Source organism: Catenulispora yoronensis, from assembly GCF_039531695.1.
GTDB classification, from domain to species: domain Bacteria; phylum Actinomycetota; class Actinomycetes; order Streptomycetales; family Catenulisporaceae; genus Catenulispora; species Catenulispora yoronensis.
In genome coordinates, this window is sequence record NZ_BAAAQN010000066.1 from 43,378 (window position 1) to 67,848 (window position 24,471).

19 protein-coding genes, 1 other RNA gene and 1 pseudogene are annotated in these 24,471 nt (G+C 68.3%); 4 read left to right on the forward strand and 17 right to left on the reverse strand.

Annotated elements, in window-relative coordinates; genetic code table 11:
• Positions 1-3 precede the first annotated feature (3 nt).
• Complete coding sequence (locus ABD481_RS38145; protein WP_344670751.1) at positions 4-990, reverse strand: NAD(P)-dependent alcohol dehydrogenase; 987 nt, start codon at positions 988-990, stop codon at positions 4-6.
• Positions 991-1,133: 143 nt separating this feature from the next.
• Here ABD481_RS38145 and ABD481_RS38150 point away from each other — a divergent pair, with 143 nt between their 5' ends.
• Entirely contained in the window at positions 1,134-1,826 is a 693-nt protein-coding gene (locus ABD481_RS38150) for a TetR/AcrR family transcriptional regulator (RefSeq protein ID WP_344670752.1), read from the forward strand.
• A 2-nt stretch (positions 1,827-1,828) separates the two neighbouring features.
• Here the strand turns inward: ABD481_RS38150 and ABD481_RS38155 are convergent, their stop codons facing one another.
• From ABD481_RS38155 to ABD481_RS38185, 7 genes are all read right to left on the reverse strand, one after another.
• Positions 1,829-3,100, reverse strand: a complete 1,272-nt coding sequence (locus tag ABD481_RS38155) for a glycosyltransferase 87 family protein (RefSeq protein WP_344670753.1) — start codon at positions 3,098-3,100, stop codon at positions 1,829-1,831.
• A gap of 377 nt (positions 3,101-3,477) precedes the next feature.
• Complete coding sequence (locus ABD481_RS38160; RefSeq protein ID WP_344670754.1) at positions 3,478-4,173, reverse strand: DUF5825 family protein; 696 nt, start codon at positions 4,171-4,173, stop codon at positions 3,478-3,480.
• Positions 4,170-6,080 (reverse strand): RiPP maturation radical SAM C-methyltransferase, encoded by a 1,911-nt coding sequence (locus tag ABD481_RS38165; RefSeq protein WP_425559390.1) that lies wholly within the window; start codon positions 6,078-6,080, stop codon positions 4,170-4,172. Before ABD481_RS38165 ends, ABD481_RS38160 begins: the two co-directional genes overlap by 4 nt.
• Before the next feature lie 103 nt (positions 6,081-6,183).
• On the reverse strand, positions 6,184-8,397 hold the full coding sequence (locus ABD481_RS38170; RefSeq protein ID WP_344670756.1) for a tetratricopeptide repeat protein: 2,214 nt from the start codon (positions 8,395-8,397) through the stop codon (positions 6,184-6,186).
• Complete coding sequence (locus ABD481_RS38175) at positions 8,394-9,599, reverse strand: hypothetical protein (RefSeq protein ID WP_344670757.1); 1,206 nt, start codon at positions 9,597-9,599, stop codon at positions 8,394-8,396. Before ABD481_RS38175 ends, ABD481_RS38170 begins: the two co-directional genes overlap by 4 nt.
• A 394-nt stretch (positions 9,600-9,993) precedes the next feature.
• Complete coding sequence (locus ABD481_RS38180; protein WP_344670758.1) at positions 9,994-10,755, reverse strand: AfsR/SARP family transcriptional regulator; 762 nt, start codon at positions 10,753-10,755, stop codon at positions 9,994-9,996.
• Positions 10,756-11,145: 390 nt separating this feature from the next.
• On the reverse strand, positions 11,146-11,970 hold the full coding sequence (locus ABD481_RS38185) for a heavy metal-binding domain-containing protein (RefSeq protein WP_344670759.1): 825 nt from the start codon (positions 11,968-11,970) through the stop codon (positions 11,146-11,148).
• Between the two features lie 344 nt (positions 11,971-12,314).
• Here ABD481_RS38185 and ABD481_RS38190 point away from each other — a divergent pair, with 344 nt between their 5' ends.
• Positions 12,315-13,811 carry an SDR family NAD(P)-dependent oxidoreductase gene (locus tag ABD481_RS38190; RefSeq protein WP_344670760.1) on the forward strand — a complete coding sequence of 499 codons (1,497 nt, stop codon included), beginning with the start codon at positions 12,315-12,317 and terminating at the stop codon, positions 13,809-13,811.
• Here the strand turns inward: ABD481_RS38190 and ABD481_RS38195 are convergent.
• Positions 13,799-14,131 carry a hypothetical protein gene (locus ABD481_RS38195; RefSeq protein WP_344670761.1) on the reverse strand — a complete coding sequence of 111 codons (333 nt, stop codon included), beginning with the start codon at positions 14,129-14,131 and terminating at the stop codon, positions 13,799-13,801. The genes ABD481_RS38190 and ABD481_RS38195 overlap by 13 nt on opposite strands.
• Positions 14,132-14,404: 273 nt before the next feature.
• Entirely contained in the window at positions 14,405-15,466 is a 1,062-nt protein-coding gene (locus ABD481_RS38200; RefSeq protein ID WP_344670762.1) for a hypothetical protein, read from the reverse strand.
• Between the two features lie 354 nt (positions 15,467-15,820).
• On the opposite strand from ABD481_RS38200, the gene ABD481_RS38205 reads away from it, so the two are divergent.
• Positions 15,821-16,171 carry a type II toxin-antitoxin system RelE/ParE family toxin gene (locus ABD481_RS38205; protein WP_344670763.1) on the forward strand — a complete coding sequence of 117 codons (351 nt, stop codon included), beginning with the start codon at positions 15,821-15,823 and terminating at the stop codon, positions 16,169-16,171.
• 43 nt (positions 16,172-16,214) lie between these two features.
• The gene (locus ABD481_RS38210) at positions 16,215-16,499 is read left to right on the forward strand and encodes a helix-turn-helix domain-containing protein (protein ID WP_344670764.1); all 285 of its coding nucleotides are present in this window, start codon (positions 16,215-16,217) and stop codon (positions 16,497-16,499) included.
• A gap of 73 nt (positions 16,500-16,572) precedes the next feature.
• On the opposite strand, the gene ssrA is transcribed toward ABD481_RS38210, so the two are convergent.
• The 7 genes and pseudogenes from ssrA to ABD481_RS38245 form a co-directional block, all read right to left on the reverse strand.
• Positions 16,573-16,959: a transfer-messenger RNA gene (ssrA, locus tag ABD481_RS38215) on the reverse strand.
• A 240-nt stretch (positions 16,960-17,199) separates the two neighbouring features.
• On the reverse strand, positions 17,200-17,685 hold the full coding sequence (smpB, locus tag ABD481_RS38220; protein WP_344670765.1) for an SsrA-binding protein SmpB: 486 nt from the start codon (positions 17,683-17,685) through the stop codon (positions 17,200-17,202).
• A gap of 27 nt (positions 17,686-17,712) precedes the next feature.
• Positions 17,713-18,651, reverse strand: a complete 939-nt coding sequence (gene ftsX / locus ABD481_RS38225; protein ID WP_344670766.1) for a permease-like cell division protein FtsX — start codon at positions 18,649-18,651, stop codon at positions 17,713-17,715.
• A gap of 98 nt (positions 18,652-18,749) precedes the next feature.
• Positions 18,750-19,439, reverse strand: coding sequence for a cell division ATP-binding protein FtsE (ftsE, locus tag ABD481_RS38230; protein WP_344670767.1), 690 nt, complete (start codon positions 19,437-19,439; stop codon positions 18,750-18,752).
• A gap of 485 nt (positions 19,440-19,924) precedes the next feature.
• Complete coding sequence (prfB, locus tag ABD481_RS38235; protein WP_344670768.1) at positions 19,925-21,031, reverse strand: peptide chain release factor 2; 1,107 nt, start codon at positions 21,029-21,031, stop codon at positions 19,925-19,927.
• A gap of 9 nt (positions 21,032-21,040) precedes the next feature.
• On the reverse strand, positions 21,041-23,386 hold the full coding sequence (locus tag ABD481_RS38240; RefSeq protein ID WP_344670769.1) for a protein kinase domain-containing protein: 2,346 nt from the start codon (positions 23,384-23,386) through the stop codon (positions 21,041-21,043).
• 147 nt (positions 23,387-23,533) lie between these two features.
• A pseudogene (locus ABD481_RS38245) lies at positions 23,534-24,471 on the reverse strand (hypothetical protein); the annotation flags it as partial.

Below are 24,471 nucleotides of genomic sequence, written 5' to 3' on the forward strand. Positions count from 1 at the left end.
CCGTCACACTCCCATCGTGACAACCACCTTGCCCCGAGCGTGCCCCAGCTCCTGGTACCGGATCGCCTCGGCCAACTCCTGGAACGGGTAGCTCCGATCGATGACCGGCGTGACCGCACCGTCCTCGATGAAACGGGTCAGCGCAGCGAGCAACTCCCCCTTCTCCGAGCAGCGGCCGATGTCCGTGCCGACCACACGCTGCGATGCCACCGCCCCCGCCGCGATCGATGCCAGGAAGTGCGTCATCGGCTGGAACCAGCGCCCGGGCGGTCCGCCGACGATCACCAACGCCCCCTTGGGTTTCAGCGCCCGGCGCCACGCGCGGGTGGATGTGCGACCAGCGATGTCGATCGCCGCGTCATATCGCCGCTCGCTCGTGAATTCGCCGCCGGCGTAGTCGATGGCGCGGGTCGCACCGAGCCAGCGGACTAGTTCCTGACTCCGCGCTCCGCACACCGCGGTGACGTTCGCTCCCATCGCGACAGCGATCTGCACAGCGAACGTGCCGACGCCGCCGGAGGCCGCGGTGATGACGACTTCCTGACCGCTCTGAACTCGCGCGTCCCGAAGCGCCAACAGCGCCGTCGCGGCCGCCATCGGAACCGTCGCGGCCTGGTCGTGCGTGAGGTTGGAGGGCATCGGCGACAGCAGGTCCTGCGCGACGCAGGCGTACTCCGCGAAGCCGCCCCACTCCACCAACGCGTACACGTCGTCGCCGGAAGCGAAGCGCGTCACTCCAGCACCGACCGCCTCCACCCGACCGGCCACGTCGCAACCCGCACTCGCGAGCTTCGGACGGAGCAGTCCCACCCCGCCGGACACCAGCCGTGCCATCCTCGGCTCACCTCTGAGGTGGTGCCAGTCATAGGGATTCACCGACGTGGCGTGGACCCGCACCAGCACTTGACCTTCCCCCGGTTCGGGTTTGTCGCTGTCGACCAGCTTCAAGACCTCGGGTCCTCCGAATTGTTGCCGCACGAACGCTCGCATAGCCCCCTCCTTACAACGTAAGGTTCCCTTACGTTGTAAGCTAGCCTTACGGCGTAAGGACGTCAACCGTCAGCGCGATCCGAACCGAAACGGGCAGTACGATCGCGACGGAACGACGGGCGACAAGAACGGGTGACGCCGAGATGACCACCGGAGCCGAGCAGGAATCCAGGACCCGTACGCCGCTGACCCGCGACCGGGTGCTGCGCGCCGCCGCCGATCGGGCCGACCGCAACGGCATCGACGCCGTCACCATGCGCGGCCTGGCCGAGGAGTTCGGTGTGGAGGCGATGTCCCTTTACCACCACGTCGCGAACAAGGACGACATCCTCAGCGGCGTCGTCGACGTCGTCATGGGCGAGATCAACGAAGCCGTGCGCGATATCGCCCTGCCGACCGAGCCGGCCGCGTGGAAAGCCGTTCTGCGCGCCCGGATCCTGGCGGCCCGCCAGGTCTTCCTCCGGCATCCGTGGGCGCCGGCCGTGTTCCAGACCCGCACCGAGACGGCGTTGTCAGTGCTCGACTATTTCGACTCCGTGCTCGCGATCATGGCCATCGGCGGTTTCACCCACCAGCAGACGCACCACGCCATGCACGCGTTGGGCAGCCGGGCGCTCGGCTTCAACCAGGAGTTGTTCACTCCGCCGGGCGGCTACACCGCCCCCGCCCCCGAGGAGCTCCAGGCCATGGCCCAGCGCTTCCCGCACCTCGCCGCCATGCTGGTCGACGCCGTCCACGACGACCCCGACAGCACCCTCGGCTGGTGCGACGACCAGGCCGAGTTCGAGTTCGGACTCGACCTGCTCCTCGACGGGCTCGACCGGCTGTTGGGCTGAGGTCAGGCGGACGCCAGCTGCGGTTGCACCAAGTGCGGATGCGGCACCTCGGACGCCTTGCCCCGCCTAGCCAACGCGACCCAAGCAACGAACGACACCGTCACGAACATGTACAGGTCGCCTATGACGTTCTGCCACCAGTCCCACTGCATCTCGCGACCGTGATCGACCGGCAGCAACAGCAGCGGTCCCATCAAGAACACAGCGATCAGGGCCGCAGCGCCGCCGATCCGGATCCGCGACCCGGTGCGGACCACCCGCACCACGAGCGCCGGCAGCGCCGGAGCGACCCAGACCCAGTGGTGCGACCACGAGACCGGCGAGATCAGCAACTGGCAGGCGGCCACGACGACCACCGCGCAGGTCAGGTTGTTGGCCAGAACGCAGCGCCGCGCCGCGCGGTAGGCCAGCAGGACGACGATCGCGGACGCGAGCATCCAGACGTGCACTTCCGGCTTCGCGCCCATCCCCAGGCGGTGGATGGCGCCGCGAAGCGACTGGTTCGCGGCGTAGCCGAGGTCGCCTATGCGCGCCGGATCGAAGACGGTGGTCGTCCAGTACGTCTCGCTGTCCTGTCGCGCGACGAGGAAGCTGAGCAGCGTCGCCCCGACGAACGCGGCGGCGGCCGTCCCCGTCTCGCGCCACTGCCGCCGCGCGATGAAGTAGATCAGGAACACCGCCGGCGTCAGCTTGATCGCCGCCGCGATGCCCGTCAGCGCCCCGCGCGGGACGCGGGTGCGGGGTCCGAGCGTGTCGGCGGCGACCAGGCCCATCAGCAGCAGGTTGATCTGGCCGTGCAGGAAGGTGCTGCACACCGGCTCGACGACGACCACCGCCAGCGTCATCATCACCACGCCGCGCGCGGTGAGCGCCGGCAGGCCCCAGGCTTCGCGCCGCTCCCGCCACACCAGGACGATGACCCACGTCAGCGCGCCGAGGCCGATGACCACCAGCAGCGCAGCCGCCACGTGGTAGCCGACGACGCCGAACACGCTGAACACGACCGCCGCGAACGGCGGGTACGTGAACGGCAGATCCGGGCCCGCCAGCGGCTTCGGGAACTGCGTGGCATAGAGCGGGAGGCCGCGGATCCACGACAGGCCGCCGGCCCGATACACCTTCAGATCGATGAGCGGGTTGCCGCCCTTGCCGGCGATCAGGCCGACGCCGAAGACGCCCGCGGCCACCACCAGCCACCAGGCCACCGACCGTCGACGGCTCCACGGCCGGACAGCCCCCGCATACCGGTCGACCCACGCCGAACCCGCCACCATGCCAGCCACTCCCTCTTGGCCGCCGCGGCGGCGGCCAATCACCCGGCCGAGCCGAGCCCGGAGCAGCAGGCATCATCGTGACGCACACGACGCGCTGACGGATCGCAGGCCCAGCAGATGTGAATCTTTTTCGAGAGCCGCGGCGGTGAACCCGTCGTCCCACGCCAGCGCGGCGCCAGATTCTCAGGCAGTAGTTACCAGGAGTCGTTTTCGAGGTGCCGGGAGATTGAACGGCTTGGGGAGAACTGGACGTTTTCGGGGATGGTGACTACGGAGGGTGGTGCTGGGGCTAGGTACTACTCAAGCGACGGCTCAGGCGACGCCCTCAGGCGACGGCCTCAGGCGACGCCCTCAAGCGACGGCCTCAAGCTACGACCTCAAGCAACCATCGCCGGCCAGGGCCACCGCCGCACCCGGTACGGCAGCCACACCGCGAAGCCGTTCTGCCGCCACAGGAGGCTCTCGCCTGCCAGATCCTCCAGAATCGTCGGCGAGACGGCCTGCTCCGAGACCCCAGGCAGCAGTTGGTCCACGGCTTCGAGGTATTCCGGCTCGTCGATCGTCAGACGGCTCAGCTCACCGGTCCGACGGTCGCGGACCTGGACGAATCCCGGTCCGACGCGGTAGACGCACCGGCAAAGGTGGAACAGACCGCGCCAACGGTCGAGGGCCAGTTCGCCGTCGATCGCACCCTGGATCGCAGTGGGCGGATACAGGTGCGTAAGCGACGGCCACGAGCTCTCGGTGCTGTCGAACCGGACTCGCCAGTCGACGACGACGCCGTGGCTGGTCAGGTCGCGGATGAAGGCGAGCAGCCCGAGCTTGGCGACGTCGGCGGCCGGTTCCGAATCAGAGTCCTCATCGACCTCGTGGCGCCGCAGGTCGACCTCCGCGTGGACGGCGACCCTGCGCGCGCCCTGCCGGAACAGCTCCCCCGCCGAATCCGCGCCCACGAGGACGTCGTCGACGTCGTCCAGCACGACTCCGGGCAGGTCCACGACCCGCTGATCGTGGTGCCGCCAGGCCGAGATCGACCAGATCCCTTGGTGCAGCCGCGCTGTAGATACGCTCATCCCCCGACCTCCGCCAGCTCCTGCGCCAAATCCTCGCCGTCCTCAAGCCGCTGGAAGTCGATGCGGAACAGCTCGCCGTTGGCCGCTTCCGGCACCACATGGATGACATGGCCGTCGTTGCTGAACAACAGCCCCAGCTCGCGCCAGCGGTCCAGCAAGTCCGAAACCGCAGACGCGGTGGCACCTGGAACGCCGTCATCCCGAAGCTTCCGGGCCAGCGCGTCCGGCGTGTGCGGCTGCTCAAGGAAACGGAACGCCGCAAGTTCCAGGGCGCTGCTCAGACGCAGATGGCTCCAGTCGTATCCCGGCCGATCGTTGACGAGCAGAACGTCCTCCCCCACCGCGCACCATGTCAGTCTGCTGACCGGGTAGACCTCGCCCCACTCGTGCAGGACCGCGTCCAACCGCTCGGTCATCGGCGCCGCGATGCCGCAGGGCGTCGACTCGAACAGATACGCCAGGTCGTAGAGCTCCGCCTCGGGGAGGTCGTAGATGAGCGAGTACTGCTTGCCTGCCTTGAGCTCGCCGAACCCCAGCTCCGGCCGGTTGAAATAGGGGCTGAACCGTTCCACGACGATCCGCGTCGCCGACACCGGCGGTTCCAGGTGGTGCAGCACCGGAATCTGGTCGATCACCGGCTGGTAGTCGTCATCGGCCTCGCCGGGGAAGCCGTAGAGGTAGTTCCAGATCACCGACATGCCGCAGCTCGCGCCGTCCCGCAGGATGCGCACGTTCTGGCAGCCGGTCACGCCCTTGTCCATGATGCGCAGAACTCTGCTGTCGAGACTCTCGATGCCGGGCTGTACGGACACCAGCCCGGCCCGGGCCAGCACTTCGAGCTGGTCGCGGCGCATGTTCGACTTGATCTCGTACTGGAGCCGCAGGTCGTACCCGTCCTCGACGAGGCGTGGCAGCAGCGAGGAGATGTATCCCATGTCCAGGATGTTGTCGACGACGACCATGTCCATGATCTGATATCGGCGCACCAGATCCACGATCTCCTCGTGGAACCGCGCCGGGGTCTTGCTCCGGAACTCCATCGACGATCCGTTGAGGCCGCAGAAGGTGCAGTGGTGCTTCTCGCCCCACCAGCAGCCGCGCGCGCCTTCCACGACGAGTTGCGGCTCGACCCAGGCCGAGGCGATCGACTCCTCAAGACGCTCGTAGTAGCCGTCGAAGTCGGGCGCGACGATCGCCGCCGGCGGCAGCGGGCGAGCCGACATGGGGTTCGCCATCGACCGGCCGTCCGGCGAGCGCCAGCACAGGCCGGGGATCGCCGCGAGGCTGCCGGGTTCGTGCAGTGCTCCGAGCAGGCTGGGGAACGTCACCTCGCCCTCGCCGCGCAGTACGAAGTCGGCGACGCCGAAGTTGCGGTGCAACGCCTCGCCCTGCATGCCGTCGCAGTTGGCGCCGCCGAACACGGTGACGATCCGCGGTGCCAACCGCTTGATCTCGCGCGCGGTGGCCAGACCCGCCACGGTCTGCTGGTAGGTGGAGGTGAAGCCGACGACGTCGGGTTCGGCGGCCAGGATCTGCGCGGCCAGCTCTCGGATGAAGTCCGGGGCCATGGCGTGCAGGTCCTTGTTGAGGACGAGTTCGTCCGTGGTCATGTCGTCGCCGAAGCGTTGTTCGAACTCTGCGACGCGCCAGGTTCGGTCGTCGTACAGGGCCGACGAGAAGACCCAGTCGCCGAGTCCTTTGAAGTACGTCGAGTTGGCGTAGTAGTGGTAGTCATGCCGCGTGAAGTCGTAGCGGTCGGTGACCCAATCCACGAAGTCGAGATTGGCGTGCCGGACGGTCGCTTCGGCGTCCAGCGGGCTCTCGGCCACGGCACGGCTGAGGATCCCCAGCGCGAGCGAAGGCACGTTGATGGGCATCCAGGGCATGTTGACGAGCACGACGCGCAGCCCGTCGCGGCCGGTCGTCCGGGCCGACTGAGGCATGTGGGTCGTGAGAGTCGTCTGGATCGTCTGGATTGTCTGGGCCGTCTGAGTCATTCCGGTCTTCTCCTCAGTCGACACTCAGCTGGGCCCGGCACTCCAGGCGACGGCTGATCAGCGTCTCGCTGTCGGCCCCCGGGAGTTCGAGCGCGCGGGTGTAGTCCTCGACCGCCTCGGCGAGCCGGCCTGCCGCCTCCTGTGCGTAGCCGCGATTGAACAGGAGGTCGGGGTCGTCCCCGGCCACCGCGAGAGCCCGGTCCAGATCGGCGACGGCGTCGTCGAACCGGCCGTGCTCGTAGTGGAGCGCGGCGCGCACGGCAAGGGCCTGATACAGCTCGCCGTCGGCCGCGACGGCGCGGTCCAGCGCGTCCAGGGCCCGGTCGGTGTCGTCGATGGCCATCGTCGCCTGGCCGAGAAGACACAGCAGCCGCGCGTCCTCGGGGTGCAGGCCGAGGCCATCGCCGATGAGCTCGATCGCTTCGCGCTCGGCGCCGGTCTCCAGGAGGAGCGAGCTGAGCGCGATCCGCGATTCCAGCGTGTCGGGTTCGAGCTCCAAGGCGTGGCGGAACTCTTGGATCGCGGCTTCGATGTCGCCGTTCGCCGACTTCGCCTCGCCGCGGTTGTGGAACAGTTCGGGGAACATCGGGCCGAGTGCGAGCGCCTCGTCGTAGTCGGTCATGGCGCCGTCGAGATCCCCGGACTGGTAGCGCGCGTTCCCGCGTTCGAAGTAGTACTCGTTGTAGAAGGGGTCGATGCGGACCAGCTCGTTGAAGTCCTCCAGCGCCTCTTGATGCCGTTTGAGGCCCATGAGCACCTGGGCGCGGTTGGCTCGCAGGACGGAGCGGTGCAGGCGGTGTCTGGCGTCGCCGAGTTCGCGGTCGAGCCGAGCCAGGCCCGCGTCCACCAGTTCCAATGCTTGCTGGAGCCGCCCGAGGTGGACTTCGGCGAGGGCGAGCCCGTTGCCCATGAACACGGTGAAGAACGCGCGGTCGTCCGGTTCGGGGATCTGGGAGGCGAGTGCCACTGAGGTGTTGAGGTGGGCTTTGGCGACTGTGTGGTCTTTGTGCTCGGGACGTTGGAAGCGGGTGTAGAGCATGCCCAGGTAGTAGTGCAGGGCCATTGCCTCGCGCGGAACCCGGGTGTCTGCCAGGCCGCTGATATACGAGGCCATGGCTTCCTCTTGGCGATCGAGCAGGGCGAGCACCTGGCCGCGACGGATGTAGACGTGGTGGTCCTTGCCGCGGTCGTGGTCCTCGGGAGCGTCGCGGAGGATCAGCTCCATTTCGTCGAGCAGCTCCAGTTGTGCGCGGTAGAAGCCGACGTCCATGCAGTACTTCTCGGCCTGTACGTAGGCGGGCCAGGCATCGTAGAGACGCTCGGCGCCGTGGCGGACGTGGTAGAGGATCGCGCCGAGGGTCAGTGACACCTCGCCCCGAGCTTCGAGTTCGGCGGCGCGGGCCCGGTGCAGCGCGGCGACGGCCTGGGGGTCGGCCTTGCGGGCTCGGTAGTACGCCAGGGTCTCCTCGGGGCGGTCGGTGATGCCGTCGGAGTCGATGAAGGCGCGGAGGAGGGCTTCGTCGTCGTGGTCGGCGTAGTCGCTGTGGTCGCTGTAGCCATTGCTGTGGTCGCCGCTGTGGTCGCCGGCATCGGTGATGGAGCCTAGCTCGTCGGCCGGTAGGTGTGGGGCCTGGGTTTGGGTCGTGCGGCTGCCGAGAGCGTCGAGCAACTCGGGCAGCAGGTCGGAGCCGTCAGGTGCTTCCGATGCCACGCCGAGTCTGACGAGCGCGGGATCGGTCCTGCGCAACGCGATCGCCAAGAACTCCTGGTCGGTGTGGTCGGCTTCGTCGACGGTGTCGAAGCACAGAGCGAGCGAGCCGGTCTCCGACTCCCGGGCGAGGTCGTTGAGGAAGTCGACCAGGTGGTGGCTGATGCGGCGGGTCCGTAGCCGGGAGTACCAGCGGGTCCGTTCGCCGGGCGGGGCATGCTCGGTCAGGGTTCCGGGCGGGCTGCCGATGAGTTCTTCGAGTTCCGGGGCGGCGCACAGGATCGCCACAAGGTGGGCGGCCACGAGCTCGGGGCTGCGGGACATCGCCTGCGGGACGATGGTGCGGAGCATGGTGCCGACGCCGGTGTAAGGGCCGCGCAGCCGACGATGGCAGTTCACTGTGACGGCCCAGGTGCGCACCCCGGCGGCCGTGGCGAGGCAATCGGCTCGGCGGCGACCGACGATCCAGTCGTGGGGCGCGCTGTCCTGCCGGCCTGGGGTGGGAGGAGGAGAACTCACTGCGGCAAGCCTTTCTGCCGGGCCCGTCGATCCCGGGCTGCGAGGACGCCGGCGAGGACGAACTGACCGACGACGAAGAACACTGAAAAGGTCGAGTCCCAGAAGCGTCCGGTTCCGGCACCGGCGCCGAAGCCGTGGGTGAGCTGGGTCGTGTAGGTGGAGAGGACTCGGACGAGGGAGTAGAGGCCGAAGGCCATCGCCGCCGTCACGCAGGCCACGGTAAGGGGGCCGAACCAGCGCAGGACGGCGCGGTCGCGCTCGGTCATGGCTGGGCGCTCCGCGCGGGGCCGGAGCAGCGAGCGCAGGTAGGTTTGGGTCAGGCCCCTGAGGTCGGTGCGGCCGAGGACGGTCGCGAGGACGTGGTGGACGTCGGTCTCCATGAAGATCAGGAACTGCCACAGGAATCGCAGGGCCGTGAAATAGGCAGCGGCTATCGCGATGCGGCCGGGGAGTCCTGGGGTTCCGGCGTCGGTGCGGTCCGCGGCGGCGAACAGGATCAGCGCGGAGAAGACGAGGATGTCGGAGACCATGCCGGCCAGGAACGGGAACACCCGCTTGCGTCGGGGGACGCTGTAGATGCCGGTCAGCGTCGTCTGGAACACGACGAAGTAGAGGCGGTGGCCGATGCTGATGCGGCTGGCCGCGCCGAGGCGGCGGCCGGCGAGGACGTGGAACATCTCGTGGAGGTAGATCAGCGGGATCTCGACGGCTACCAGGACGAACGGGACGAGCCACAGGGTGCCGGCGAAGAAGACGCGGCTTGGCCCCGGGCGGACTTGGGGGACGGTGACGAGGACTGCGACGGCGGTGGTGGCGAGGGCGGTGTAGAGCAGCCATGCGGGTGCTGAGAAGACTGCCTTGGCGAGGCGGTGGAGGCGGACCGGGGGTGGGGGCGGGGCGGAGGCGTTGTCGCTGTCGTTGTTGTTGTCGCTGTCGCTGTCGCTGTCGCTGTCGAGCTCGTGGATGAAGCCGAGTTCGCGCAGGTCGTCGAGGAACGACTCGATATCAGGGGTCTCCTGATAGGCCTGCTCGTACCAGGCGACGGCCTCGGGGATGGTGTGGTCCTGCAACTGCCTGAGCAGATCGGCTCCGTCGACCGGCAGAACCGCGTAGGCCTCGGTGTCCGGGCGGCCCACCAGTACCTCGTCGCCTTCGTCGACGAATGTGAGGTGGTGCAGGCGGATCCGGGTCGCACCGCTCATTCAGGTCTCCAATTCCCGCTGTCCGCATGCCGCTGTCCACTGTCGGCGTCCCGCTCCTGCCGCCTGAACGGCTCCCGTCTCCGAGGACCGCCGGGCGGGCGCCCGCGCCCCGGGATGACCCCGGGTCCGGACGCCCGCGATGTCGATCAGATCCCTCAGGCGGCGACGGCGACGCAACCCGGGCTGTGAGCCGACGCGGCGCCGTAGATCGACGCGGCCACGCTCGTCAGCCGGACGGGACCGACCTTGCGCACAGTGACCTTCTTCATCCCTGGTCTCCTCTTCTGCGGGGGTTCGCGGCAGCAAAGGGTGTCTGTCCGCTTGTTGAGCGTGCTGTACCGCTATGGAAGCCCAGGAGGCCGCCCGACTGGCAGTCCATGTGGAAGTTGAGCCGTCAGTTGGGGAGGATGGCCGCGGCCGCGAAACGCTCGTCGGACAGGGTGGGGTCGCGCATCAGGACCCGATGTAGCAGGGCCTGGAGATTCGGGCCCGGATCAGCTCCGTGCTTGGTCCGCAGCCGCCGCTCGGCCCCGCGGTAGCAGGCCACCGCCTCCATCTGCCGGCCGCAGCGGTAGAGCGCGATCATGCGCAGCGCGATGATCTGCTCGTCGGCGGGATAGTCGCCCTCCCACTGGGTCAGCTGCTCCAGCGCCTGCGCGGGGTGGCCGACGTCCAGGGCGCAGCGGGCGAACAGCATCCTGGCGTCGCGGCGCTCGCTCTCCAACTGGCTGCGGAACAGCTCGGCCCAGGACCCGGTGAGGCCGGTGACGGCCAGGCCGTGCCACAGTTCCAGGCCCTCGCCGAGCAGGCGGGCCGCGTCGCCGAGCGACTCCTGGGCCAGCGCCGCCCGCGCGGCGGTCGTGCAGCGGCGGAAGCGGTGCAGGTCCACCTGCTCCTCGTCGACGTCGAGCAGGTAGCCGCCGTCGGTCGAGATCAGGTCGACGCCGTGCGGGCGCAGGGCGGCGCGCAGGTGGCTCACGTACTTGTAGCGGACGGACGGGCCGGGCAGGTGCAGATCCCAGACGCGATCGACCAGGGCGTCGGTCATCACCAGCATCCCGGGCGTCCGGAGCAGCACCGCCAGCACACACCTCACCTTCGCCGGCCCCAAGCGGATCCGCTCGCCGTCCGCCCACGCCTCCACGGGCCCGAGCATGCAGAATTCCATCGGTGAACCTCCGACTGACGTCATACCGGCCGGCCACGGGCGAGCCCTTCCAGCCCTACGGCGCGCGTCCGGCTCCCATCACGGAGGTTACGATGCGGTGCGGGAGGTGGTTCGAAGTCGTTGACCGCTTGGCTTCCAGAGGACAAACAGTTGCTCTGTCCCGCACATGACAGCGCGGACCACCAGCGAGAATCGGGCGAATCAGTAGCCTGATTTTATTTGCCCTCATGTAACATTCGGGCCGCGACACGTATCGGCGTGCCTGCGACGCGTAGCGGCGGGCCGCGGGCCGCGGGCCACGAGCCGCGGGCCACGCAACGAGCATGGCGGCCGGCGCCCAGGGCACCGGCCCGCAGACGGCTCGGGGTGGAGCAGCGATCAGTCGGACAGCGGCATCGTCATCTGCGGCGACACCGGCGACGCGTCCGGATGCAGCCTGCTGACGGCGGTCCCCATCGCGAAGAACTCGACAGCGTGTTCGCCCCAGACCCAGTCGTCCTCCCGCACCGTGACACCGACGACGCCGTCCGCACCGACCTGGGTGCCCTCGTACTGCATCCGCGCCATGGCGATCTCGCGGGCGTCGTAGACCGCCTGGGTGTAGGTGCCCAACTCAGTGTTCTGCCCCGCCGCCTGCAACATCTGCCGGAAGGTGAGGTGAGCGACGTGGTAGACACACGTACCGAGCACGAGCGCTCGGGGGACCCAGCCGTGCTGCCACAACGTCCAGAAGTCCTGCCCGGAGAGGTGCGAGGTGAAGGGGCGCCCGGTCGGCGTACGAAGCGACATGCCGTTCCCGCCCTTGATGGCGGTCCCGATCGCGACGAACTCCATGATCTCGGCCGAGAACGCATAGCTCCGCGCCCGCACATCGACCCCGATGACCCCATCCGCACCGAGCATGTCAGCCTCGGCCTCCATCCGGGCCATCGCCAACTCCCGAGCGGTGTACATCGCCTGAGTCAGCACCGAAAGCTCCTGGCTGACACTCCACTTCGAGGGCTGCACCCCGATGTGGTAGATGCTCGTCCCCATTACCAGACCGACCGGAGTGAACCCGGCCTGCGTCGTGAGAACGAACTCATTGACGGAGAGGTCGGACGTGAAGCACGGCCGGCCCTGCTGCGACTGGGCGATCCGGCTGCGGGCCGAGTCGGGGAGCGGCTGCGGCTGCTGGGATATCGGTCCGGTCGGTTGGGTCATGGGGCTCTCCTCGGTCGGAGGACTCTGGGGGTGGGGAGGGTGGGTGCTGTGGGGCGGCTGTAGAGCGGTGGGGCGGTGGGGCGGTGACTGTCGGTCAGCGCTCGAAGTCGAACGCCGGCGCAACATCGAGGCGGACCAGGTCGATTTGGCGACCGGATCCGAGGAAGACCCACGTGATGTCCACGGGCCGACGATAACGGATGCGGCCTGCGCATAGATCGGGAACGGTAGAGTTGATCGGGTTGCCGTTCAGCGGCCTGGCGGCGGTTGGTTCGGCACCTCCCGGCCCTCCGCCCGGCTCCCGGCCTGATCCCCGCCCGATCCCAGAAGAGAGCCCGCAGGCGATGAACGCAGGACCCGACGTGACTGACACCGCCGAGTCCCACCCCGGTATCGACCCCGAGCGCATGCGGCTGGTACTGGAGACGTTGGCCGAGCTCCGCGCGTTGCCGTTGGACCATCCGCAGGCCATCGAGCTCCGCCGGGCGACCACAGACGTCTACCGGGAGGTCAAACAGCGTCGGCGGCAGGAGCGGCGCGCGGCGAAGACGGACAACGATCGCGTCGTCACCGAGCGCACCGCGACGGGGGCCGCGACCCGGATCGATGACGAGACGCAGGGCTTGCAACTCGTCAGCGGGGCAACGGGTGCTGTGGCCGGAACGCTTGAGCGCCCGCGGTCGTGCTACATCTGCAAGACGCGGTACGTCGACGTCGATGCGTTCTACCACCAGCTGTGCCAGCGATGCGCGGCCGAGAACCGGGCCCGTCGCGATGCGCGGGTCGATCTGACGGGACGTCGCGCGCTGCTGACCGGCGGCCGCGCGAAGATCGGCATGTACATCGCGCTGCGCTTGCTGCGGGACGGCGCGCACACCACTATCACCACACGTTTCCCCAACGACGCGGTCCGGCGCTTCACAGCGATGCCGGACAGCCACGAGTGGTTGCACCGGCTGCATGTTGTGGGCATCGACCTGCGGGATCCGTCGCAGGTCATCGCACTGGCGGAGGAGGTGAGCGCCGCAGGGCCGCTGGACATACTGATCAACAACGCGGCGCAGACAGTGCGGCGGTCGGCCAACGCCTACAAGGAGCTGATCGACGCCGAGGAGGCTCCATTGCCGGCGCTGCCTACCTCGCCAGCGTCGAATGGAGCACTGCCGCGCGTAACGATGCTTGGACGCTTCGACATGAGCCGCCAGCCGATGTTGCCCGACCAGCGCGGGCCACGGCGCGAGAAGCTCAGCCCACAGGCCTTGACGGCACTCGCCCTGACATCCGGCTCCGCAACCCTCGCCCTGATCGAGGCAGGCACCGCCATCGACGCAGGCGGCTTGGTACCGGACCTGGACGGATCGAACAGCTGGAGCCAGAAGATCCAGGAGGTGGACCCGATCGAGTTGCTGGAAGTCCAACTCTGCAACGTAACCGCCCCATTCATCCTGATCAGCCGCCTCCGCACAGCAATGGCCGCATCAACCGCCCGCCGAAAGTACGTAGTAAACGTCTCCGCCATGGAAGGCCAATTCAGCCGCCGCTACAAAGGCCCCGGCCACCCCCACACCAACATGGCAAAAGCCGCACTCAACATGCTGACCCGCACCAGCGCACAAGAGATGCTGGACCAGGACCGCATCCTGATGACAGCCGTAGACACCGGCTGGATCACCGACGAACGACCCCACCCCGACAAAATCCGCCTCCACGACGCCGGCTTCCACGCCCCACTTGACCTGGTCGACGGGGCGGCACGAGTCTACGACCCGGTGGTGCGCGGCGAGGCTGGGGAGGATCTTTTTGGGGTGTTTCTGAAGGACTATCGTCCTCATCCCTGGTGAGATGGCTTCTTTAAGCCGGGAGATGCAAACACCCGCGCACCAGAACGAATGTCCTCGACAACACGCACGGCATCCCACGCGGCCTCATCCTCCGACTCCCAACGCCCCTTGTACCGCTGCCGCCGCCCACCACCGACCTGCGGAGTCGCCAAGCAAACCCACGTCCCGCGCCACACCCCACGCCGAACCTGGATCAGCACCGGCACCCCGTTCGGCCCAGCGACCGTGGTCTTGTTGAGGACGTGAAGAATCCGCGAAGCTTCCATCTGGCGGTCGGCGATCCGCTGCTGACTTGCGTCGAAACCATCAAGGAAGCCCATAAGGCAGAGTCTCGCATGATCGGCGGCGGGACCACTAGATCAGCAGCCGAGATGCTTCTCAGCCGCAGCCTCCGCCTCACGCTGTCCGGGATCCAAAAACGGCGACACCACCGCGAACGATGATGCCGCCGTGCCGAAACAAGACAGCACCAGCGGCCTAGTACCAGATACGCATAGTAGCCGCACCGACCGTCAGCAGTTCAGAGCCCACCGGCCGATAATTGAGCCACTCGCCAATCGGTTCCTGGATCCAGGATTTCCGCACAGTCGCCGTCATCCCTCCGGGGAATCACCGAGCAGCGCATCTTCTACACTCGACGATTCGTGGACCGAGCCCGCGACGTCCTCCTGCCGGATACTGCGCCACATCCGCGCGATTTCCGGCTCGACGTAGTAGCGAGCAATGCCGCCATTGATCCAGTGGACACAATGCGCCCACTCTCGCTGAGCGAAGCCGTTGTTCGGGTTTCGGATCTTCATTGTGAGGCCGGCAAGCTGGCCGCGCACGGCGCCCACCGTGATGCCGGCCTGCATGGCGACCTCCTGGACGCCGACTTCACCCGGATCGTCAGCCGAGCACAAGTCCATCAACGCCACTGTGGCCGGGTTCGCCATCGCCGCCAAGCGCCGAAGCGCCGGCTCGTCCCAGGGGGCGCCAGGATCGTCCTCGGTCACGGCCGCGTTCTCGACGCGGCGGCCGATCGTGAATTCCTCCACGTCCGGGATCGGGAAGGTGCGGCTGAAAGAGACCACGACGCGCCCGTCGGCCAGCCGATACGAGCGGAAGCGGATCAGCCAGAGGTTCACACCTTGCTCGGCCAGCCACACAACGCTTGCCGTCACAGACGCCGGGAAATCGGAGGCCACTAGTACGATACGTGGCCTGCGAATCGTCTCGGCGGACAGCAGGAACTGGGTAGTCAGGATGTCAAGCGCTGCCGAAACGTCAAGCGGGCGCCCAGCCCGGGTCTCGGTGTCCGCGTACAGCTCGGCGATGTCGGTCGGTGTGAGGCGGCTGACCATCGCGGCATAGTTGATCGCCTGCATATGGACTGTGTGAGGAGCCGCGTCCCGCTTCAGCTCGGCGACAACCAGCTTGCCGTCCGGCGTTATGGCGAGCAGATCCAAACGGTCGGCGACCGCCTCTCCGGTAGCTGTCTGCCACCGATCGAACTCGCTGGTGACGATCCGGACGCCGGGACCAAAGATCTCCGGATTGCCCTGCAGCCACTCCTGGAGGTGCGCGCGCTCGTGAAAGTCCAGCTCTGGCAGCGAGGTCCGTATTACCGGCGTGGCGTCCGGCCCGTCCACGGTAAGCAACATCTCGTCGTACACCGATTCACCCCATTTGCCCCGTGTACTGACCGGTTCGCCTGAGAGGTTACGGCACCGAAGCCGCCCATACCGGGTATCGCGCAAAGATGTTGCGCAGGACCTGGGAGCTCAGAAGCCGGATGTTTCCAGATTACCTGGAAGCACCCGATTTGTACTACTCATGGAGCTGATGTTCCGCTACTTGAACACCGCTGACCTGCCCAGAAAATGAGCGAGCCCGTCAGAACGCGCTCGAGGGAACTGGACCCTTCCCTGCGTGCGCCCACTGCATTCGAGCGAGACCCTGGCGCTTCACCCGTCAGGGTGGCGTTGGGTCGCTTGTACTCCACGCGACACCGCTCCGCCATAGCATCGATGCTATGGCGGAGCGGTACCGTCGAGACCGAGCCAGAAGTTGACAGCTGGCTGGATGCTCTGTCGGCCAAAGACTTCGGACACGTGACGTTCTACATCGACATGCTGGAGGCCGAAGGCACGAAGCTTCACGGCAAGCTCACCCGCCCCCTGCAAGGCAGCGTCCACGAGCTGCGGTTTCATATGGGAACCGAAGATCACCGCATCTCCTATTGGATCGCCCCAGGCCGCAGGATCATCCTGCTCACCCACTTCCGGAAGTCCAGGATGAACGAGCGGCGAGAGGTCAAGCGTGCGGTCCGCGCCTACAAGAAATGCGTCGCCGAGGGACACAACGCAGAGGATGAATGAGATGGGGACTCGAACGAGCTGGCAGGAGCGTCGCGCTGCACGCATGGAGTCTAGCGAGGCGCAGATCGGCTACAAGAGCGCCGAGATTGCGTTCCGCATCGGTTCTGCTGTGCGCGACATGCGAGAAGACCGTGGCTGGTCGCAGGCTGAGTTGGCCAGAAGGGCAGGGATGACTCAATCTGCCATTGCCCGACTTGAAGCCGCCGGCACCATCCCGACGTTGCCAGTCGTCGAGCGCGTGTGCGCAGCTCTGGACGCTGATGTCGACGTACAGATCACGCCGCGTACGGGCCGTGCGCCGTCGCGCGCCGCAGCCGCGAACTGCTGAGAAGTCGCCTGGGAACGACAACGGCGGCACCATCGCGAACGATGATGCCGCCGTATCGAAACAAAGCGGTACAAGGTGGAGCCGGCGGGAATTGAACCCGCGTCCATCGGCGACTTGCCAGGGCTTCTCCGGGCGCAGCCTGTGATCGCTTTTCTCGGCCCCGGCAGTCCCACAGGCATGCTGCTGACAGGCTCAGCCACATTGGTGTCCCGGCGGGCCCTGTGGCCGTGCCCGTCGGTGGATCCTCCTAATGATGTCTTACCGGGTCGGAGGCGCTCCCGGGTCGACAGAAGTCATTACCTGGTCAGTGGATCAGGCGGCGAGAGCGAAAGCGCTCTGCGACTTCAGCTGCGTCTTGTTGGCAGTTATTTTTTGTGCAGCGTATGGTTAACGAGATCATCGCTGCTTCCTCGGCCCGCTTCCCCTGCCAAAACGTCCGATGTCGAAACCGTTCGGCCCCTTGTCGGACGACTTTTGGTCGGAAACGTTTGTTTCTTCGACGCTTAGTCGTCTCTGTTCAGTTGTCAAACTTTCGGCTCCGGTTTCCCGGGGTCGTGATCCAAGCGTAGCGGGTCCGGCTGGGAGACTCCAGCGGGTTCGCTGTGGGCGGACTTCGGGTCGACCTGCGTGGTCGACGTAGCCGTCAACGTAGCGGTCAACCTACCGGTCGACGGGCTCCACCCACCCCCGTCCCAACGCCTCAGGACCGCCGGTTGTTCCGCTTGAACGCCGACGCCATGGCCCGCTCGGCTTCGCGCTTGTTCTGGCGCTCCATCAGCGTCTGGCGCTTGTCGTAGGTCTTCTTGCCGCGTGCCAGGCCGATCTCGACCTTGACCTTCCCGTCCTTGAAGTACAGCTCCAGGGGGATCAGGGTCAGTCCGGTCTCCTTGGTCTTGCCGATGAGCTTGTTGATCTCGGCGCGGTGGAGCAGGAGTTTGCGGTTGCGGCGGGGGCTGTGGTTGGTCCACGTGCCCTCCGTGTACTCGGCGATGTGGACGCCTTGGAGCCAGACCTCGGCGTCCTTGATCACCGCGTAGCCGTCGACGAGGCTGGCGCGGCCCGCGCGCAGGGACTTGACTTCGGTCCCGGTCAGGGAGATGCCTGCTTCGTAGGTGGCCTCGATGGTGTACTCGTGGCGCGCCTTCTTGTTGCGGGCGATGACCTTCTGGCCTTGTTCCTTCGGCATGGGGTTCATTATCCCCGATGAACGGGGCTAGACCTTCAGGTATTTCCGGAGCGACAGGGCGCTGGCGCCGACGGCCATCAGCAGGCCCACCGGGATCAGGATCAGGATGGTCACCAGGACCTTGTCCCAGCCGATGAAGCTGGTGAAGGTGAAGCTGGGGGCCAGGACGCGGTCGATGAGGAAGAACTTGAAGCTGGCCACGCCCAGGGCCGCCACCGCCACGCCGCCCAGGCCGGCCACCGCGCCCTCCATCAGGAACGGTAGGCGGATGTAGAAGTTCGAGGCTCCGACCAGGCGCATGATGCCGGTCTCGCGCCTTCGGCTGAAGGCGGACAGGCGGACGGTGTTGACGATCAGCATCAGCGCCAGTCCCACCATCACCACCGCCACGGTGCTGGCCGACACGGTCAGGCCGTTGAACAGCTTGAACAGCGGCTTCAGGATCGTGCGCTGGTCGGCCACCGCCTCCACGCCCTGCTGCCCCTGGTAGGTGCTGCGGATGGCGTCGATGTTCTCGGTCGTGGGGTTCTTCAGCTTCACCCGCAGCGAGGCCGGGATCTGGTCCGGGCTGACGTAGGCGGTGATCTGCGAGTACTCGCCGCCGGACGAGCCGCTGCCCTGCTCCTTGTACCGGGCGTAGGCCTCGGCCTGGGTCTCCGGCAGCACGTTCTGGACCAGCGGGTTCGCCGTCAGGTCGGCCTGCAGGGCGTCCATCCGGGTCTGGTTGGCCGGCCCGCCGGCGCAGGTGGTCGGGTGCAGGCTGGTGTCGTCCTTGGTGCACAGGAAGACCGCGACCTCGACCTTGCCGTACCAGTACCCCTTCATGTAGTTGGTCTGGAACAGCATCAACAGCGCGACGCCGAGCATTCCGAGGGCCACCGCGGCGGAGACGACGACCGCGATGGTCATCGTCAGGTTGCGGCGCAGGCCGATGAAGATCTCGGACAGGACGAATTGTGCTCGCATGGTCGGTCGGAGGCTCCTACCTGGATTCTGCTGACTTCTGGCCGGGGGCGCGGCCTGGAGTGGGCCGGGCCGGCCGGGGACGGGCGGGGGCGCCCGCGCTAGCGGACGTAGCCGTACACGCCGCGGGACTGGTCGCGCACCAGGGTGCCGCCGTCGAGTTCCAGCACGCGCCGGCGCATCTGGTTCACGATGGCCTGGTCGTGGGTCACCATCACCACGGTGGTGCCGGCCCGGTTGATCCGGTCCAGCAGCTTCATGATGCCGACCGAGGTCTCCGGGTCCAGGTTTCCGGTCGGCTCGTCGGCGATCAGGACCATCGGGCGGTTCACGAACGCCCGCGCGATCGCCACGCGCTGCTGCTCACCGCCGGAGAGCTCGTTCGGGTACCGGCCGCCCTTGCCGCCGAGGCCGACCAGGTCCAGCACCTCCGGGACCGCCTTGCCGATGGTCGGGCGGGACTTGCCGATCACTTCCAGGGCGAAGGCCACGTTCTGCTCGACGGTCTTGTTCGGCAGCAGGCGGAAGTCCTGGAACACGGTCCCGATCTGGCGCCGCAGCTGCGGGATCTTCCAGTTGGACAGCTTCGACAGATCCTTGCCGGCCACGTAGACGTGGCCCACGCTGGGCCGCTCCTCGCGCAGGATGAGGCGCATGAACGTCGACTTCCCCGAACCCGAGGAGCCGATGACGAAGACGAACTCGCCGCGCTCGATCTCCAGGGAGATGTCCCGGAGTGCGGGCCGGTTCTGGTTCGGGTAGGTCTTCGAGACCTGGTCGAATCTGATCATGCTGGCATCGCCTCCGTCATAAGCACGGCCGCCGGGAAGCCTCCGCGGGCACTTATGCGTACGCTCGGTCGTAGTGTCACAGTAGAGATGACAGTACACGCCGGAAGTAGGGGTTCACGGCCCCTTCCACCGGGAACCACAATCCGCACCGGCTTGGAGCAGGGACGGAACACAGGAGGTGAGGCGGCATGTGCTGTGAGCACCTGATTTGCGCGAATTGCGCGCGCCCCGTGTCCGAAGGCAGGTGCAGCGTCTGCCGCGACCACAAGGAGCGGATGCACCAGGGCGGGAGCGTGTCCACGTCCGCCCTGACCGCCGTACTGCTGACCCTGCTGGTCGCCGTGGCTTTCCTCACGACGACCATGCACTAAGAGTCGCCAGAAGAGTCGTCCGAAGAGTCGCCGGACAGAAAAGAACTCCCTATATAACGCATTCGACGTTATTTAGGGAGTTCTGTCCGTTTTCACCGGCTATAACGCCGGTTATTACGCGTTCTCGCGCTGCTTGCGCCACCGGATGCCGGCCTCGATGAACTCGTCGATGTCCCCGTCCAGCACGGCCGTGGTGTTCCCGGTCTCGTGGTCCGTCCGCAGGTCCTTGACCAGCTGGTACGGGTGCAGCACGTAGCTGCGCATCTGGTTGCCCCAGGAGCCCGAGGAGTCGTCCTTCAGCGCGTCCATCCGGGCCTGCTCCTCCTCGCGCCGCCGCTGCAGCAGCTTGGCCTGGAGCACGGCCATCGCCGAGGCCCGGTTCTGGATCTGCGAGCGCTCGTTCTGGCAGGACACCACGATGTTGGTCGGCAGGTGGGTGATGCGCACCGCCGAGTCGGTGGTGTTGACGCCCTGGCCGCCGGGCCCGGAGGAGCGGTAGACGTCGATCCGCAGCTCGTCCTCGGGGATCTCGACGTGGTCGGTCTGCTCCACCACCGGCACCACCTCGACGCCGGCGAACGAGGTCTGCCGGCGGCCCTGGTTGTCGAACGGCGAGATCCGCACCAGGCGGTGCGTCCCCTGCTCGACCGACAGCGTGCCGTAGGCGTAGGGCGCCTTGACGGTGAAGGTCGCCGACTTAATGCCGGCCTCCTCGGCGTAGGAGGTGTCGTAGACCTCGTACGGATACCCGTGCCGCTCGGCCCAGCGCGTGTACATGCGCAGCAGCATCTCGGCGAAGTCCGCGGCGTCCACGCCGCCGGCCTCGGCACGCAGCGTCACCAGCGCCTCACGCGCGTCGTACTCGCCGGAGAGCAGGGTGCGCACCTCCAGGTCGCCGACCGCCTTGGAGACGTCGATCAGCTCGCCCTGCACCTCGGCCAAGGCGTCGGCGTCGCCCTCGGACTGGCCGAGTTCAAAGAGCACCTCGATGTCCTCCAGCCGCCGGTTCAGGGTCGTGAACCGGTTCAACTCGGCCTGCAGGACGGACAACTTCGAGGTCACGGCCTGGGCCTTGGCCTGGTCGTTCCACAGGTCCGGGGCCGAGGCCTGCTCCTCCAGGTCCGCGATCTGACGGCGCAGCTTGTCGACGTCGAGCACGGCCTCGATGGACGCCATGGTCGCGCGGAGGTTCTTGAGCGCTTCGGAAGGATCTGTAGCCACGTGACAAGCCTATCCGGAGTACGCCACCCGCAGCTTCGTGGGCGAGGAGGCCGTGACCACCACGACCCGGCCGTCGGGGGTCTGGGTGGCACCCGGCGGCAGCGTGGACTGCAATCCCCCGGCACCTGTCTGCCCGTTCACGTTCATCGCCTTGACGGCGCCGCCCGGGGAACGGACGAAGACATAAGGGGTCCCGTCCGCGGAAGTCGCCGCGGTGGGAAGTCCGGAAAGAGGCGTCGGCGCGGGTGCGCTCCACGTTTTGTTCGCATAAGCGATCGTCAGGACGCTCGAATCGGAGGCGCGCTCCACGTACGCGCTGTAGCCGGAGGTCGACGGCGTCGCCGTCAGCGCCACCCCGGCCGCCGCGTCGCCGACGCCGGGCACCGCCTGCCAGTCGGCCCAGGTGTAGGCCCCCGAGCTGCCTGAAGGGGTCCCGGTGGTGGTCATCAGCGCCTTACTGCTGCTCACGCCGGCGACGACCACGGAGCCGTCGGCGTTGGCCACCGCGCCCGGGGCGCCGTGCAGCTTCGCCGAGCCGACCGGCAGCCACTTCCCGGACCAGCCGCCGTCGGCGTAGCTGCGCTGGTGGACGACGCCGTCGCTCTCGCGGACGGCGAACAGCTCCAGGTGCCCGGCCGAGGTGGCGACCACGGCCGGCTCGGCGCTGGACTTCAGGCCCTTCAGCGGCATCCAGGAGCGGCTGGTCTCGCCCGGGAGGTACCACATGCTGCCGTCGGTGCCGGTGACGAAGACGAACAGTGTGGAGGTCCCCGAGGCGTCCTTGACGACCGCGGCCCGGGGCGCGCCCAGGACCGGCACCGGGACCTGCGGCAGGTCCTTGGCGGCCAGGAAGCTCAGCCCGGCCGCCGTGGAGCGGGTGCTGGTCCCGGGCGGCGAGGACACCCCGGAGGAGGATTCCCCGGCCGGGCTCTGCGAGTGCGACTTGTCGTCCTTGTGCTGGTCGTCGCCGCCGGACATGCTCAGCGCGACGGCCGCCGCCGCTCCGCCGACCAGCAGCGCCGCGGCGGTGGCGGCGATCCAGCGCGGGCGCTTGGGCGTGTCGGACGCCGAGCCCGCGCCCGCGAGGCCGGCGGAGCCGCCCGGGCCGCCGGAGCCGCCGGAGCTGCCAGAGCCGCCCGAGCCTCCGGGGCCGCCGGAACCGGACCCGGATCCGGAGCCGTAGCCCGGACCGAAGCCCGCGCCCGACCCGGCGCCGCGCTCGCCGCGCTCGCCGCGCTCGGCCCGGTCGGCCCACTCGCTGCGTTCCCCGCGGTCGACCCGCAGCGGCGCCCCGTCGTGCGCCGTGCCCGAGCGCCGCCGGATCTCGCCCTGGTCCCGGTCCCGGATCGGGCGCATCAGGTTCAGGTGGGTGTCGGCGTCGTCGTCCTTGTGCTCGCCGCCGGGGACCAGCGGGACGATCCCGCTGTGCCGCATCGGGATCGGGTCGATGGTGGGGTTCCGGCCGCCGTGCAGGCTGGCCTGCGCCGAGGAGCGCACGTCCCAGCCGCCCTCGCGGGGGTCCGGGATGTCCAGGACCGGCATGTCCTCCAGCAGCGGCACCAGCTCCCGCAGCCGGATGGCGAACTCGGCGGCCGTCAGCCGCGCCGCCGGGCCCTTGGCCAGGCAGGAGGCGACCAGGGCGGCCAGCGGTCCGGGCACGCCGGGCAGCGGCGGGATCTTGTCGGTGACGTGCCGGCGCAGCACCGCGCCGGGGTGGCCGCCGCCGAACGGCGTCCAGCCGGTGAGCAGCTCGAACAGCACGGTCCCGAGCGCGTACATGTCGACCGCCGGGCCGGGCTGCAGGCCCTCGATGACCTCCGGGGCCAGGTAGTCCGGGGTGCCGATGATCCGGGTGGCGCGGGTCCGGCGCGGGCCGTCGACCAGGCGCGCGATGCCGAAGTCGGCCAGCCGCGGGACCAGGGCGCCGCTGGAGTGGTCCATCAGGATGTTCTCGGGCTTCACGTCCCGGTGGATGATGCCCTGCGCGTGCGCCGCGGCCAGGCCCTCGGCGGTGCCGGCCACCAGGCTGGCGGCCAGCTGGGGCCGCAGCGCGCCCTCGTTCTCCAGCAGGTGCCGCAGGTCCGAGCCCCGGACCAGGTCCATCACCAGGGCCAGGTCGGCGCCGTCGACGACGAGGTCGCGCACGCCCACCACGTTCGGGTGGTGCAGGCTGGTCAGGGCCGTGCGCTCCTGGACGAAGCGGGCGATGAGGGTCTGGTCGGCGGCGAGGTCCTCGCGCAGGAGTTTGACGGCGACCGGCCCGTCGGGGCCCTCGCCCTCCCACACGGTTCCGCACGTCCCGCGGCCCAGCACCGTGGTGATGGTGTACCTGCTGCCGATCTTCCGTGCCGCCACGAGGTCTTCCCGCTCCTTACCGCTGGCCGTGTCCGCCCGTGGGGGGAGAGAAGGGGGACACGAAACTTTCCCGCGCCGCACGCCGTTCGGGCAAGCGGGCTCGCCGTAGCGGTGGCCGGCTCGGCGGACGCCGCACGCCTGGCAGCGTCACGGCGTCTTGTTCCCCACCCCCGGGACGGTGATGGGGGCGTTGCTCGGGACGATGTCGCCGGACGGCCTGACCTTGTCCGGGAGCTTGTCCTTCTCGAGGTTGATCTTCTGGGCGATCTGGTGCCACTCGGTGGAGATCCAGTTGTTCAGGTCGTGGCTGGCGCCGTTGACCTTGGCCATCACCCAGTTCACGCCGGTGTAGATGCCGAACCCGACCAGGCCGAGGATGGCCAGCTTGATCAGACAGCCCATCGGCGCGCCGCGGCGGCGCTTGACGACGGTCTTCTGGACCGGCTGCCGCGGCTGCTCGCGCTCCCGCTCCCGTTCGCGTTCCCGCTCGCGCGGGGGCGCCTGCCGCGGCGGCATCACCGGCGGCTGGTTCGGGGTGTAGGCGACCGGCCGCGGCGGGGCCGCGGCGTTGCCCTGGAACTGGGAGGGCTGGTAGCCCTGTCCCTGGCCCTGTCCCTGGCCGTACTGGTCGCCGTACTGGTCCTGATAGCGGCCGCCCTGTCCGCCGTGGCCACCCTGGCCGCCCTGACCACCCTGGCCGCCGGGGCCCGGGTAGGGCTGGCCGGGTGCCGGCTGCTGGTAGTTCTGCGGGGCGGGCTGCTGGTAGTTCTGCGGCGCGAACTGCGGCTGCGGCGGGTAGGCGGACAGCCGCTGGTGGCCCTGGCCGGGCTGGGGCTGCGCCTGGCGCTCCTGGTGCAGCTGGTCGAGCTGGCGCTGCATCTGGGTGGGCAGCGGCTGCGGCGGACCGGGGGGCTGGCGGCGCGAGACCCCGGCCCCTATCGCGTCCGGCTCCGAGGGCGCGTCCCAGCCGGCGATGCGGCCGTCGGCGCGCTGCGGCCGCTGCGGGAGCGGCGCGACCGCTGCGGACGGGCGCACGACCGGGACGGTCGGCTCGATGTCGGCCGCCGCCGCGGAGGCGGGCGGGG